Source organism: Roseicitreum antarcticum, assembly GCF_014681765.1.
GTDB lineage: Bacteria > Pseudomonadota > Alphaproteobacteria > Rhodobacterales > Rhodobacteraceae > Roseicitreum > Roseicitreum antarcticum.
Genome location: NZ_CP061498.1, coordinates 1,741,075 through 1,754,004 on the forward strand (window position 1 = coordinate 1,741,075; position 12,930 = coordinate 1,754,004).

The window sequence follows — 12,930 nt, forward strand, 5'->3', positions numbered from 1 at the left end:
GTGGTGCCGATGCCCCTGCCCGCGCTGGTGCCTGCGCGCGCGGTTGCTCCCATGGCACGGCCAGCCCCCCGGTAACGCGGCCAGCGCCACCCCTGCGCAGACCATACGCATGCGGCAATCTGCAGGGAGCAATCAACCCCGGACGATCAACCGCGTCCGATAGCCAATACGGTTGGCGATCCATAGAAGATCGTCGCGGCGGAAGGCCACGCAGCCCGCCGTCGGATAGCGTGGCCCACGCCACAGATGCACGAAGATCGCCGACCCCCGCCCGCGTTCCGCATACGGCCAGTTGTAATTCGTCAGAAGCACGATGTCATAGAGCGGATCGGGGCGGCGCAATTTCTCATGGCGGGGCGCATAGGGCGCACGGACCATCAGGTTGTAATCCTCATCCCGTGGATCATCCGACCATAGGTCGCGCGGCCCGATGGGCAGCGCCCAGTCCGGCAAATCGGCGCGCGCCACCCGATCTGGCCGGTAGAGCAGCCCGACAAAGCCGTGTACGCCGATGGGCGTCGCGCCATCCCCCTCGCGCTTGGCCGTGACGAACCCGCCCCGCCCAGTGGCGCAGGGGAAATGACGCCCCCGGAACGACGCGCCCGCGGGCGTCACCACAAGGTCTCCGAAGCGCGCAGACATCCGGCCCTTCACAGCAGATGCCCCGATTTGGCCGCCTTGGTCGCCAGATAGGCGCGGTTCTGATCGGTCGCGCCTACCCGCAGCGGCACGCTTTCGACCACGCGCACGCCTGCGCCGTCCAGCATGGCAACCTTGGCGGGATTGTTGGTCAGAAGGCGCACCGCGCTGAACCCCATGCGCAGCAAGATTGCCGCGCCGATGCGGAAATCCCGCTCATCATCCTCAAACCCCAGACGGTGGTTGGCCTCCACGGTGTCAAACCCCTGATCTTGCAGCGAATAGGCGCGCATCTTGTTGGCAAGGCCGATGCCCCGTCCCTCCTGGTTGAGGTACAAAAGCACCCCCGCCCCTGCTGCGCCCATCTGGGACAGGGCGGCGTGCAGCTGCGGGCCGCAATCGCATTTCAGGCTGCCCAGCACATCGCCGGTGAAACAGGCCGAATGGAGGCGCGCCAGCACCGGCGCGGCGCGGTCGGGTTGCCCGATCTCGATGGCATAATGCTCCACCCCGCCATCATCGGGGCGGAAGATATGCACCCGCCCGGCGGCCGAGGCGGCCATGGGCAGGCGCGCGCTGATGACCGGGTGCAGCGGCGCCGAGCGCAGGCTGTCGGACAGCGCATCCGCCCCGCGCAACAGCGTCAGCCCATGGCGCAGCGCCAGCGCGCCACCGTCGGATACCGTGACGGCCACCACTGCGGGCAGCACCTGCGCGGATTTCGCCAGCGCCAGCGCAGCGCGGTGCAGATCGGCGCGGCCAGTCCGCACGGAAACCAGCGGCCCCTTCATCGGATAGCGCAGGTCATCGGCAGGATCGGCCAGCGCGCGCACCCAATCAGGTCCGGCGTCCCGGGGCAGCGCCACCCGCGCCAGATCGCCATCATAGGGCCGCGCCTTCAGCGTCGTCGCCCGGTGCGCGGTGATCGCCAGCACGACTTCGCCGCCCAGATCACGCAGATCTTGCAGGCGCGTGGCAGTCAGAAGCTCTGCCGCGATGCAGATAATGGCTTGGGCTTGGGCTTGGGCTTCGCCCCCGGCGCCTCCGGTCAGGACAATCGGCACGCCCAACCGAAGATCGGCGCGGGCGCGGTTCAGTTGCTCAACGGGGGAAGGGGTCAGGGTCATGCGTCGGCACCTTGTTTGTCCAGCTTATGTACCGCCCCTGCGACGGAATTGAAACAATCCACCGCCCTGCGACACGTCCGCGTGAGACCTTTGTTGCAATTCTTGCAGGTCCTACCCCGCGCACGCATCTGTGAGCCAGTAGCAAGAGGAATTTACCATGGCGAAAGTGAACAAGATACTTCTGGTCGATGACGATGACGATCTGCGCGAAGCGCTGTCCGAGCAACTGGTCACCACCGAAGATTTCGATGTGTTCGAGGCCGCAAACGGCGCCGAGGCGATGGAGCAGATCAAGGCGGGCCAGTTCGACCTGGCGATCTTGGATGTAGGCCTGCCCGACACCGACGGACGTGAGCTGTGCAAACGTCTGCGAAAGGCGGGGGTCAAGTGTCCCATCCTGATGCTGACCGGGCATGATTCCGATGCCGATACCATCTTGGGTCTGGACGCGGGCGCCAATGATTATGTGACCAAGCCGTTCAAGTTTCCGGTCCTGCTGGCGCGCATCCGCGCCCAACTGCGCCAGCATGAACAATCCGAAAACGCGATTTTCCAACTAGGGCCGTATCAGTTCAAACCGGCGATGAAGCTTTTGGTCGATGAGACGGACCGCAAGATCCGCCTGACCGAGAAAGAGACCAACATCCTGAAGTTCCTGTATCGCGCGCCTGATGGTGTTGTCGCGCGCGACGTGCTCTTGCACGAGGTTTGGGGGTATAATGCAGGGGTGACCACGCATACGCTGGAAACCCATATCTACCGTCTCCGCCAGAAGATCGAGCCTGACCCGTCGAATGCGCAGCTTCTGGTCACGGAGTCGGGCGGCTACAAGCTGGTGTCCTGAAGGGGCGGGAGAAAACCGAATTGAGTGTGCATGGTGGGGCCTGCGGCGGGTCGGCCCCACTGTTGCGGCTGGGGAAAAAGGCTGTTGCCCCGGCGGAAATTGCCTTTACCCTGAGTTAGCCATTATACCATACCTTGGGGCGTCTTGGCGCGCTTTCTGGGAGAGACGGCATGGCATTTTTCAACTTTCTCAGCGGTCGGGAGCATTATGACGACCGCGCCGTCGCACGGATGAACCGGCGCCATGACTTTCTGGTCACGCCCTATGCCGCCGACCTGCAAGGCGCGCGCGTTCTGGACATTGCCGCGCATGACGGCAGGTGGAGCTATGCGCTGGCCGGCGCCGGGGCGACATCGGTCCATGGGGTCGAGGCGCGGGCCGAAACGGTGGCACAGTTTGACGACTTCCCCGATACGCCGTTCAAGGCCAACGTCTCGCTCACAACCGAGGACCTGTTCGACCACCTGGACCGGCTGGTAGCGTCAGGCGCCACCTATGATGTGGTCGCGCTGTATGGGATCATGTATCATGTGATGGATCATTTCCGCATCCTTCGCCAGGTCCGCGCATTGCAGCCCCGTCTGGTCATCATCGACGGAGAGTTCGTGCGCACGGAAAACCCGTTCATCCATGTGGCGTATGAGAAGACGGACAAAAGCCTCAATGCCGCTCCTCAGGTGGACGGGCAGACCACTGCGATTGTGGGGACGCCCAGCGTGGGCGCGCTGAACCGCATGGCGCAGGCGCTGGGGTTTGATGTCGCATGGTCGCCTTGGCTGACGCTGCCCGACGATCAGCGGCGGGGCGTTTGGGATTACTTCCGCAATGAAACCATCCGGCGCATGACGTGCAGCCTGCGCCCGACAACCGCCGCAGATGGCATCAGCGTCATTGCCGGGGCCGCCGCCGCCGTCGCCCTGACCAGCGCGACGGACAGCGCCCCCGAACCGGCCACCCCAACCGCGCCCCCAACCGCGCGCCCAACCGCGCCCGAGGCTGGCTCCGAGAATGCGCGACGCAGTAAGGTCAGGCTGGCGCAGCGTCCTGCCGCCGTCGAGCCGCCCGCCTAGGGCGTGCCCCACCTGCCGCCAACCGCCGGGGGGGTCGTGGCCCAGCCCGCAGCACCAGCGGCCGGGCGATCCAGCGCCCAGGCGGGCGCGTCCGTTGCGTCACCCGCCGCCACCCAAGACGCGGCACAGTAGCGGCGGGCGACGCGGCTCCGACGTCAAGCCCCCACCGACCATGCGTGGACGCGCCCGCCGCCCGTGCATGCGCAATACGCCCCCCCCGGCGGGGATGGGACGCTTCGTGATGTTTCGCCTTTTGTGTCTGAAACCGGGCGGTTCTTCTGGCCCCCGGTTCGTCCGCCCCTGTTCTTTCCGCGCGAAATATGTTTTGCCGAGGGCAGGCAACCGACCCGGGGGACAGTATGGGCTTTACACTGGCAACATGGAACATCAACTCGGTCCGGCTTCGCACCGGGCTGGTGCAGAAGTTGCTGCAAGAGGAGGCCCCGGACATCCTGTGCCTTCAGGAATGCAAAAGCCCCGTCGACAAGATCCCGTTGGAGGACTTTGCCGCGCTGGGTTACGGGCACATGGTGGCGCGCGGACAAAAGGGCTATAATGGCGTGGCAATCTTGTCACGCCTGCCGTTGGCGGATGCGGGGCATGTCGACTGGGTGGGCCGGGGCGATGCGCGCCATGTCGCCGCCCGGCTGGAGGATGGCACCGTCATCCACAACTGCTATGTCCCGGCCGGCGGCGATGTGCCGGACCGCGAGATCAATGACAAGTTCGGCCATAAGCTGGATTTCCTGACCGAAATGCGCGACCATTTCCGCGAGGATCGTCCCGGGCGCGCCATTCTGGTGGGGGATCTGAACATCGCCCCGCGCGAAGATGACGTATGGAACCACAAGCAACTGCTGAAGGTCGTCAGCCACACCCCGGTAGAGGTCGCGCACCTGAGCGATGCTCAGGAGGCCGGCGGCTGGGTCGATGTGACACGCGCCGACATACCGCAAGGGCCGCTCTATAGCTGGTGGTCCTACCGCTCGCCCGATTGGGACGCGGCGGACAAGGGGCGCCGGCTGGACCATATCTGGGCCAGCGGCGACATTGCCGGGTCGGCGCATGCCTCGCGCATTATGCGAGGCGCGCGGGGCTGGACCCAGCCCTCGGACCATGCGCCGGTATTTGCCACGTTTGATCTTTAAGCACGGAACCACACCCTTGGCGCAGACCGGGGGCGCACACATATATGGCGAGACACTTTTTCAGAGGAACACAAAATGCTTGAACTGGGCGCGGGCACAGCCGCCGCGAAAAACCTGATCTCTGAGGGATCAGAACAGGATTTCATGCAAACCGTGGTGGAAGCCAGCCGCGAAGTACCGGTGATCGTGGATTTCTGGGCCCCCTGGTGCGGCCCCTGTAAGACGCTGGGCCCAGCGTTGGAGGCGGCAGTGACCGCCGCCAATGGCAAGGTACGGATGGTCAAGATCAACGTCGATCAGAACCAGCAGATCGCGACGCAGCTGCGCGTGCAGTCGATCCCCACGGTCTATGCCTTTTGGCAAGGCCAGCCGGTCGATGGTTTTCAGGGTGCCCTTGCTGCCAGCGAGATCAAGGCCTTCGTGGACAAGGCGGCCGCCCTTGCCGGGGACGGCGGGCTGGCCGAAGCGATGGCAGCCGCCGAGGAAATGCTGACCGACGGTACTGCCGCCGATGCCGCCCAGACCTTCGCCGCCATCCTGAGCGAAGAGCCACATAACGCAGGCGCCTTCAGCGGCATTGCGCGCAGCTACATTGCCATGGGCGAACTGGATCAGGCCGACGCGCTGATCGCCAATGCCCCCCCAGAAATCGCCAAGGCCGCAGAGGTAGACGCAGCCCGCGCCCAACTGGCACTCGCCCGGCAGGCCGCAGACGCAGGCCCGGTGGACGACTTGCGCGCCGCCGTCGATGCCGACCCTGCCGACCATCAGGCGCGGTTCGATCTGGCGCAGGCGCTCTATGCCAACGGCGATGTCGAAGGCGCCGTGGAACAACTGCTGGAGTTGTTCCGCCGCGACCGGGAATGGAACGAGGGCGCGGCCAAGACACAGCTGTTTACCATCTTCGATGCGCTGAAACCGGGCGACCCCATTGGTACCCGTGGACGGCGGAAATTAAGCTCGATGATATTTGCATGATGACATTTACGGGCTAGGTCTGGGGCATGGCAAAAATCAAAGACCTTCCGGAAACGATCCCCGTGTTTCCCCTGACCGGCGCGCTGCTTTTGCCGCGCGCTCGGTTGCCGCTGCATATCTTCGAGCCACGCTATCTGGCGATGATCGAGGATTGCATGAAAACGCCGCACCGGCTGATCGGCATGATCCAGCAGCGTGAGGTGCCCGACGGGCAGGAGAAGCGGTTGCAGTCCATCGGCTGCGCGGGCCGCCTGACGGCGTTTTCCGAAACCGAGGACGGGCGCTACATGATTACCCTGACCGGTACCAGCCGGTTCCGGGCGAAGGCCGAGGTCAGCGGCTTCACCCCCTACCGGCGGGCCGAAATCTCGTGGGCCGGGTTCGAGCGGGATCTGGGCAATGACGAAAGCGACCCCGGGTTCAAGCGCGACTGGTTCCTAGACCTGCTTTCGCGGTATTTCACCGCTCTGGAGCTTTCGACCGACTGGGACAGTCTGAAAGACGCCGAAGATGAGCTGCTGATAAACTCGCTGTCCATGCTTTGCCCCTTCGACGCCGAGGACAAGCAGGCCCTGTTGGAGGCCCCGTCGCTTTCTACACGGCGCGAGACGCTGGTCACCTTGATGGAATTCGCCCTGCGCGGCGGGGATGAGGATATGATGCAATGACCGACCGCATGATGGACGGGTTGACCGACCTTGGGGAAAACACACCGTCGTCCGCCCCTGGCTTTGATGCCCCGATGCTGGAGGCACTGGTCTGCCCGGTGACCCAAGGCCGTTTATCGTATGACGCGGCGCGACAGGAACTGGTGTCGAAGGCTGCGCATCTGGCCTTCCCCATCCGCAACGGTATCCCCATCATGCTGGTGGATGAGGCGCGCGAACTCGATTAGGCACAAGTGCGCGGCGCGGCGACGCTTCACCGCGCATGTTGGCTAGCATCGCGCGGTGCACCGTGCATTGTCGGTTGTTTTTGCGATGTGCGGCTGGTGTCCACCCAGAGCTGGGATTGTTTGGCATGCGCGGTCGGCAGGCAATCCTGATCCTGAGACGCCGAGACGCGCAAAACAGACAAAGAAGACCTATTTCCCGGCGCTGGTCACACTGCCGATGGGTTTGCCTGCCTTAAACTGCCCCGGCGGGTTGACTAAAAGGGCCCTGCACCGCAGAAGACCCGCGCGAACAGGACTGGCCTTGGCCGGTGGCTTTTCCGGGCGCCTATCCCCCGGCCAATCAGTTTCGGGACACACACATGACCCTTTCAGAAGAAACGCGGCGCAATTGGATTGGCAATCCAAAGGCGGAAATCCTGGCGGGCATCGTCGTGGCACTAGCCCTCATCCCCGAGGCAATTGCCTTTTCGATCATAGCAGGCGTTGATCCAAAGGTGGGACTTTATGCCTCGTTCTCGATCGCGGTGCTGACGGCGATTGTCGGCGGACGGCCTGGCATGATCTCGGCGGCGACGGCGGCCACGGCGGTGCTGATGGTCACCCTGGTGCGCGACTACGGCTTGCAGTACCTGCTGGCCGCGACTGTGCTGGCGGGGCTGATCCAGATCGTCGCGGGGGTGTTCAAACTGGCCTTCGTGATGCGCTTCGTCTCGCGCTCGGTCATCACGGGTTTTGTAAACGCGCTGGCCATCCTGATCTTCATGGCGCAGCTGCCTGAACTGATCGGCGTGCCCATGCTGACCTATGCGCTGGTCGCGGCGGGGCTGGCCATCATCTACGGCCTGCCAATGTTGACGAATGTCGTGCCTGCACCACTGGTGGCGATTGCCGTGCTGACAGTGTTGGTCTGGTTCACCGGCTGGGACGTGCGCACCGTGGGCGACATGGGCGCGCTGCCCGACACGCTGCCGGTGTTCCTGATCCCGCAGATCCCGCTGACGTTCGAGACCTTCATGATCATCCTGCCCTATTCGCTGGCCGTGGCCGCCGTGGGCCTGCTGGAAAGCCTGATGACGGCAACCATTGTGGACGATCTGACGGACACGCCCAGCGACAAGAACCGCGAGTGCATCGGTCAGGGCATCGCCAACACCGCCACCGGCTTCATCGGTGGCATGGCGGGTTGCGCGATGATCGGTCAGTCGATCATCAACGTCAAATCCGGGGGGCGGGCGCGGCTGTCTTGCCTGACCGCGGGGGTTGGCTTGCTGGCGATGATCTTGCTGGTCAGCGATGTCGTGACGGCGGTGCCGATGGCTGCCCTGGTTGCGGTGATGATCATGGTCTCCATCGGCACATTTTCTTGGTCCTCCATCAAGAACCTGCGCACACATCCGAAGTCGTCCAGTATCGTGATGCTGGTCACGGTCGTGCTGGTGGTGCTGACGCATAACCTGGCCATCGGCGTGGCTGCGGGCGTTCTGCTGTCGGGGGTGTTCTTTGCGTCCAAGATCTCGCAGATTTTCCGCGTCACCTCGGTGTCGGACAAAGACGGGCGCGCGCGCCGTTATGTGGTCGAGGGGCAGTTGTTCTATGCCTCGGTCGAGGATTTCAACAAGGCCTTTGATTTCAGGGAATCGCTGGATGAAGTCATCATCGACGTATCCGCCGCGCATATCTGGGATATTTCCAGCGTCGCGGCCGTGGACATGGTTGTGTTGAAGTTCCGCCGCGAAGGGACCAAGGTTGAACTGGTCGGCATGAACGAGGCGTCGGAAACCATTGTCGACAAGCTGGCCCTCCACGACAAACCGGGCGCGATGGACAAACTGCAAGCCCACTGAAGGGGGACATAATGGACAAGATCACAGTCTTCATCGACGGATCTGCATATGCGGAAAGTGTGTGCGATTATGCTGTCTGGGCTGCCAAGCAGTTGAACATGCCGATCTCGCTGGTGCATGTGCTGGGCCGACGGAACGAGGTGTCCAGCCAACCCACCGACCTGAGCGGCAGCCTGAAGCTGGGCGCACGCACCGCACTGCTGGAAAAGCTGGCGAAGCTGGACGAGGAACGTGCCACGCTGGGCCGCGAACGCGGGCGCGCGCTTCTGAATGACGCGGCTGCGCGGATGCACAGCCAAGCTGATATCGCGGTGAGCACCAAACTGCGCAACGGCGATCTGATCGGCGCGATCACCGATCTGGAGGCCGAGACCCGGTTCCTGATCCTTGGCAAACGCGGTGAGGGCGCAGATTTCGCGGCCCAGCACCTGGGCTCCAACCTTGACCGGGCGGTGCGCACGTCGAACCGGCCGGTGCTGGTCAGCGCGCGCGCGTTCCGGCCGATGAAGCGCTTCTTGCTGGCTTTCGACGGCTCTCCGGCGATGGGGCGCGCGGTAGAGCGGATGCGCGAAGGCTCTGTCCTGAGGGGAATGGAGGCGCATATTCTGGCCGTAGGTTCCCCTACGCCCGGTGTGCGCGACCAACTGACGGCAGCGGCCAAAGGGCTGCGGCAATCGGGGTTCGAGGTGGCCGAACACCTGATGGCAGGTGAGGCCGAGGCCACAATCACCAAGGCGGTCAAGGATCTGGACGTCGACATGCTGGTGCTGGGCAAAAGCGGCAGTTCGCGGCTGCGGCAGTTGTTCATCGGCTCGACCACGATGGAGTTGATGCGCAGTTGTCAGGTACCCGTGCTGATCTTCCCGTAAATGTGTGCCGCGCCACCGCCATATCTGGCAAGATAGCGGCCGTTTTGACAAATTTTCCGGACAAACCCCGAATTTCACAAACCTGTGACGCTTGCAGGGTCCGGACCCCCCACCTATATACCCCGTGAAACAGGAAGCAGCGCGATACTTCCTGAAATCACCAATTGGCGGGCCGGGGCCTGACAGGACTGCCCCGCCTAAACATCGCTTAAGTCAGAGGATGCTACTATGGGCAAAGTTATCGGAATCGACCTTGGGACCACAAACTCCTGCATCGCCATCATGGACGGCGCACAGCCCCGCGTGATTGAAAACGCCGAGGGCGCGCGTACCACGCCGTCGATCGTTGGCTTCACCGAATCCGAACGTCTGGTGGGCCAGCCCGCAAAGCGGCAAGCCGTGACCAACCCGACGAATACGGTATTCGCCGTGAAGCGTCTGATCGGCCGCCGGTTTGACGATTCTGATCTGGCGAAAGACAAGAAAAACACCCCCTATGACGTTGTGAACGGCGGCAACGGCGACGCTTGGGTTCAGGTGCGCGGCGAAAAATACTCGCCCAGCCAGATCTCGGCTTTCATCCTGCAAAAGATGAAGGAAACCGCTGAAAGCTACCTTGGCGAAGATGTGACGCAGGCCGTCATCACGGTTCCCGCCTATTTCAACGACGCCCAGCGTCAGGCCACGAAAGACGCGGGCAAGATCGCCGGGCTGGAAGTGCTGCGCATCATCAACGAACCGACGGCTGCCGCGCTGGCCTACGGCCTCGACAAGAAAGAGGCGAAAACCATCGCGGTCTATGACCTTGGCGGCGGGACGTTCGACATCACCATCCTGGAAATCGACGACGGCCTGTTCGAGGTCAAATCGACCAACGGCGACACCTTCCTTGGTGGCGAAGATTTTGACATGCGCATCGTCAACTACTTGGCAGATGAGTTCAAAAAGGAAAACGGTGTCGACCTGACGAAGGACAAGATGGCGCTGCAACGGCTGAAGGAAGCCGCCGAGAAAGCCAAGATCGAACTGTCCTCCAGCCAGCAAACCGAAATCAACCAACCGTTCATCAGCATGGACAAGAACAGCGGCCAGCCGCTGCACATGGTAATGAAACTGACCCGCGCCAAACTGGAAAGCCTGGTCGGCGACCTGATCAAACGCTCGATGAAACCCTGTGAGGCCGCACTGAAAGACGCTGGCCTGTCCAAAGGCGACATCGACGAGGTTGTTCTGGTCGGCGGGATGACCCGGATGCCCAAGGTGATGGAAGAAGTTACCAAGTTCTTTGGCAAGGAACCCCACAAGGGGGTGAACCCCGATGAAGTCGTGGCGCTGGGTGCGGCTATTCAGGCCGGGGTCCTGCAAGGCGACGTAAAAGATGTGGTCCTGCTGGACGTGACGCCGCTGAGCCTTGGGATTGAAACCCTGGGCGGCGTGTTCACGCGCCTGATCGACCGCAACACCACCATTCCGACCAAAAAGAGCCAGGTGTTCAGCACCGCGGAAGACAATCAGAACGCCGTGACGATCCGCGTATTCCAAGGCGAACGCGAAATGGCGTCCGACAACAAGATGCTGGGCCAGTTCAATCTGGAAGACATCCCCCCCGCACCGCGCGGGATGCCGCAGATCGAAGTGACCTTCGACATCGACGCCAACGGGATCGTGTCCGTGTCTGCCAAGGACAAGGGCACCGGCAAGGAGCAGAACATCACCATTCAGGCCTCGGGCGGTTTGTCAGATTCTGATATCGAGAAAATGGTGCGTGACGCCGAAGAAAATGCCGACGCCGACAAACAGCGTCGCGAACTGGTCGAGGCGAAGAACCAGGCTGAATCGCTGATCCATTCGACCGAGAAGGCACTGGAAGAGCATAAAGACAAGGTTGACCCGACCACGGTCGAGGCGATCGAACTGGCGATTTCGGCCTTGCAGGAAACCCTCGAAGGGTCGGACGCGGCGAAGATCAAATCCGGCGTTCAAAACGTGACCGAAGCCTCGATGAAACTGGGCGAGGCGATCTACAAGGCGCAGGCCGAAGCGTCTGATGGCGGCGACGATGACGGCGACCGCCAGCGCGGTGTCGACGAAGACATCGTGGACGCCGATTTTGAAGACCTCGGCGACGACAAACGCAAGTAATCGGCATTTCTGCCTGAAGACCGGCCTGACATTGTTCAGGCCGGTCCGTCTTATGTAAGATCGAGGTCCGTCACATGGCAAAAAAAGACTTCTATGATGTGCTGGGGTTGGCGCGCGGAGCCTCGCCGGAAGAGATCAAGAAAGCCTACCGCCAGAAGGCCAAGGAATTTCACCCCGACCGCAATGCTGACAACCCAAATGCCGAGGCGCGCTTCAAGGAAGTGAATGAGGCGCATGACATCCTGAAAGACCCCGAACGCAAGGCCGCCTATGACCGCTATGGCCATGCGGCATTCGACGGCGGGATGGGCGGTGGCCCGCGTGGCCAGCGCCCCGGGCCAGGCGGGAATGCAGATTTCGCCAGCGCATTTTCGGATGTGTTCGAGGATCTGTTTGGCGATTTCGTCGGCGGCGGACGTGGCGGCGGGCGGCAACGCTCGGCGCGCGGGTCCGACCTGCGCTACAACATGCGCATCACGCTGGAAGACGCGTTCAACGGTACGCAAAACACCATTCGCGTGCCCACTCTTTCGGGCTGTGATGCCTGCAACGGCACCGGCGCAGAAGGTGGCGCAGAGCCTGTTACCTGCCCCACGTGTTCCGGCATGGGCAAGGTCCGGGCGCAGCAGGGGTTCTTTACCGTTGAACGCACTTGTCCAACCTGCGGCGGGCTCGGCCAGATCGTCAAGAATCCGTGCAAGTCCTGCGGCGGTGCGGGACGGGTAGAAAAGGAACGCTCGCTTTCCGTCAACATCCCGGCGGGCGTCGAGACCGGTACCCGCATCCGCCTTTCGGGCGAGGGGGAAGCGGGTTTGCGCGGTGGACCGACCGGCGACCTGTATATTTTCATCGAGGTTGCAGAGCATCCGATCTTTCAGCGCGACGGCGTAAACCTGCATTGTCGCGTGCCCGTCAGCCTGATCCGTGCCGCCCTGGGCGGCGAGGTTGAGGTACCAACCATCGATGGCGGACGGTCGCGCGTCAAGGTTCCGGCAGGCAGCCAGACCGGCAAGCAGATGCGGCTGCGCAGCAAGGGCATGCCCGCATTGCGCGGCGCCGGGTCCGGCGACATGATGATCGAATTGGCCGTGGAAACGCCGGTCAACCTGACCGGTCGCCAGAAGGAATTGTTGGAAGAGTTCGAGAAACTGAGCGAACACAACAACCCCGAAGGCAGCAGCTTTTTCACCAAGGTCAAAAGCTTCTGGGATGGTATGAAGGGCTGACCGCCCTGCCCCGACAGAAATATAAGCCGCGCGGAAGTTGTTTCCGCGCGGCTTTTCCGTGTCCGGCCAGCGCAGGCCGCCTGACATCATCATAGGGTTGTTGATCCACCCAACGCGCACGGGCAAGAAGCGCGGGCCTTTCACGCAT

Annotated in this window: 12 protein-coding genes and 1 other annotated feature; of the genes, 10 read left to right on the forward strand and 2 right to left on the reverse strand. The window is 62.8% G+C overall.

What is annotated here, in order from left to right; translation table 11 throughout:
- Window positions 1-132: 132 nt before the first annotated feature.
- The gene (locus tag H9529_RS08270; RefSeq protein ID WP_092887235.1) at window positions 133-642 is read right to left on the reverse strand and encodes a L,D-transpeptidase family protein; all 510 of its coding nucleotides are present in this window, start codon (window positions 640-642) and stop codon (window positions 133-135) included.
- A gap of 8 nt (window positions 643-650) precedes the next feature.
- Window positions 651-1,766, reverse strand: a complete 1,116-nt coding sequence (gene ribA, locus H9529_RS08275; RefSeq protein WP_092887232.1) for a GTP cyclohydrolase II — start codon at window positions 1,764-1,766, stop codon at window positions 651-653.
- Between the two features lie 157 nt (window positions 1,767-1,923).
- Here ribA and H9529_RS08280 point away from each other — a divergent pair, with 157 nt between their 5' ends.
- The 10 genes from H9529_RS08280 to dnaJ all read left to right on the forward strand — a co-directional run bounded on the left by H9529_RS08280 (window position 1,924) and on the right by dnaJ (window position 12,782).
- Window positions 1,924-2,610, forward strand: a complete 687-nt coding sequence (locus H9529_RS08280; protein ID WP_092887229.1) for a response regulator transcription factor — start codon at window positions 1,924-1,926, stop codon at window positions 2,608-2,610.
- 170 nt (window positions 2,611-2,780) lie between these two features.
- The gene (locus tag H9529_RS08285) at window positions 2,781-3,680 is read left to right on the forward strand and encodes a class I SAM-dependent methyltransferase (RefSeq protein ID WP_092887226.1); all 900 of its coding nucleotides are present in this window, start codon (window positions 2,781-2,783) and stop codon (window positions 3,678-3,680) included.
- Between the two features lie 359 nt (window positions 3,681-4,039).
- Window positions 4,040-4,828, forward strand: a complete 789-nt coding sequence (locus tag H9529_RS08290) for an exodeoxyribonuclease III (protein ID WP_092887223.1) — start codon at window positions 4,040-4,042, stop codon at window positions 4,826-4,828.
- A 75-nt stretch (window positions 4,829-4,903) separates the two neighbouring features.
- Window positions 4,904-5,806, forward strand: coding sequence for a thioredoxin (gene trxA / locus H9529_RS08295; protein WP_092887220.1), 903 nt, complete (start codon window positions 4,904-4,906; stop codon window positions 5,804-5,806).
- A gap of 26 nt (window positions 5,807-5,832) precedes the next feature.
- Entirely contained in the window at window positions 5,833-6,474 is a 642-nt protein-coding gene (locus H9529_RS08300; protein ID WP_092887217.1) for an LON peptidase substrate-binding domain-containing protein, read from the forward strand.
- Between the two features lie 11 nt (window positions 6,475-6,485).
- Entirely contained in the window at window positions 6,486-6,701 is a 216-nt protein-coding gene (locus tag H9529_RS08305) for a Trm112 family protein (RefSeq protein WP_397544902.1), read from the forward strand.
- Between the two features lie 289 nt (window positions 6,702-6,990).
- Window positions 6,991-7,043: a sequence feature (sul1 is cis-regulatory element that is thought to sense ions involved in sulfur or methionine metabolism; They are found in Alphaproteobacteria), on the forward strand.
- A 17-nt stretch (window positions 7,044-7,060) separates the two neighbouring features.
- The gene (locus H9529_RS08310) at window positions 7,061-8,545 is read left to right on the forward strand and encodes a SulP family inorganic anion transporter (protein WP_092888135.1); all 1,485 of its coding nucleotides are present in this window, start codon (window positions 7,061-7,063) and stop codon (window positions 8,543-8,545) included.
- Window positions 8,546-8,556: 11 nt separating this feature from the next.
- On the forward strand, window positions 8,557-9,414 hold the full coding sequence (locus H9529_RS08315) for a universal stress protein (RefSeq protein WP_092887214.1): 858 nt from the start codon (window positions 8,557-8,559) through the stop codon (window positions 9,412-9,414).
- Window positions 9,415-9,642: 228 nt separating this feature from the next.
- Entirely contained in the window at window positions 9,643-11,556 is a 1,914-nt protein-coding gene (gene dnaK / locus H9529_RS08320; protein ID WP_092887211.1) for a molecular chaperone DnaK, read from the forward strand.
- A gap of 74 nt (window positions 11,557-11,630) precedes the next feature.
- Window positions 11,631-12,782 (forward strand): molecular chaperone DnaJ, encoded by a 1,152-nt coding sequence (gene dnaJ / locus H9529_RS08325; RefSeq protein ID WP_092887209.1) that lies wholly within the window; start codon window positions 11,631-11,633, stop codon window positions 12,780-12,782.
- The last annotated feature ends 148 nt before the right edge of the window (window positions 12,783-12,930 follow it).

Coding starts and splice junctions, on each gene's coding strand:
- H9529_RS08270 (WP_092887235.1), bottom strand. CDS start 642: ATGTCTGCGCGCTTCGGAGACCTTGTGGTGACGCCCGCGGGCGCGTCG.
- ribA (WP_092887232.1), bottom strand. CDS start 1,766: ATGACCCTGACCCCTTCCCCCGTTGAGCAACTGAACCGCGCCCGCGCC.
- H9529_RS08280 (WP_092887229.1), top strand. CDS start 1,924: ATGGCGAAAGTGAACAAGATACTTCTGGTCGATGACGATGACGATCTG.
- H9529_RS08285 (WP_092887226.1), top strand. CDS start 2,781: ATGGCATTTTTCAACTTTCTCAGCGGTCGGGAGCATTATGACGACCGC.
- H9529_RS08290 (WP_092887223.1), top strand. CDS start 4,040: ATGGGCTTTACACTGGCAACATGGAACATCAACTCGGTCCGGCTTCGC.
- trxA (WP_092887220.1), top strand. CDS start 4,904: ATGCTTGAACTGGGCGCGGGCACAGCCGCCGCGAAAAACCTGATCTCT.
- H9529_RS08300 (WP_092887217.1), top strand. CDS start 5,833: ATGGCAAAAATCAAAGACCTTCCGGAAACGATCCCCGTGTTTCCCCTG.
- H9529_RS08305 (WP_397544902.1), top strand. CDS start 6,486: ATGGACGGGTTGACCGACCTTGGGGAAAACACACCGTCGTCCGCCCCT.
- H9529_RS08310 (WP_092888135.1), top strand. CDS start 7,061: ATGACCCTTTCAGAAGAAACGCGGCGCAATTGGATTGGCAATCCAAAG.
- H9529_RS08315 (WP_092887214.1), top strand. CDS start 8,557: ATGGACAAGATCACAGTCTTCATCGACGGATCTGCATATGCGGAAAGT.
- dnaK (WP_092887211.1), top strand. CDS start 9,643: ATGGGCAAAGTTATCGGAATCGACCTTGGGACCACAAACTCCTGCATC.
- dnaJ (WP_092887209.1), top strand. CDS start 11,631: ATGGCAAAAAAAGACTTCTATGATGTGCTGGGGTTGGCGCGCGGAGCC.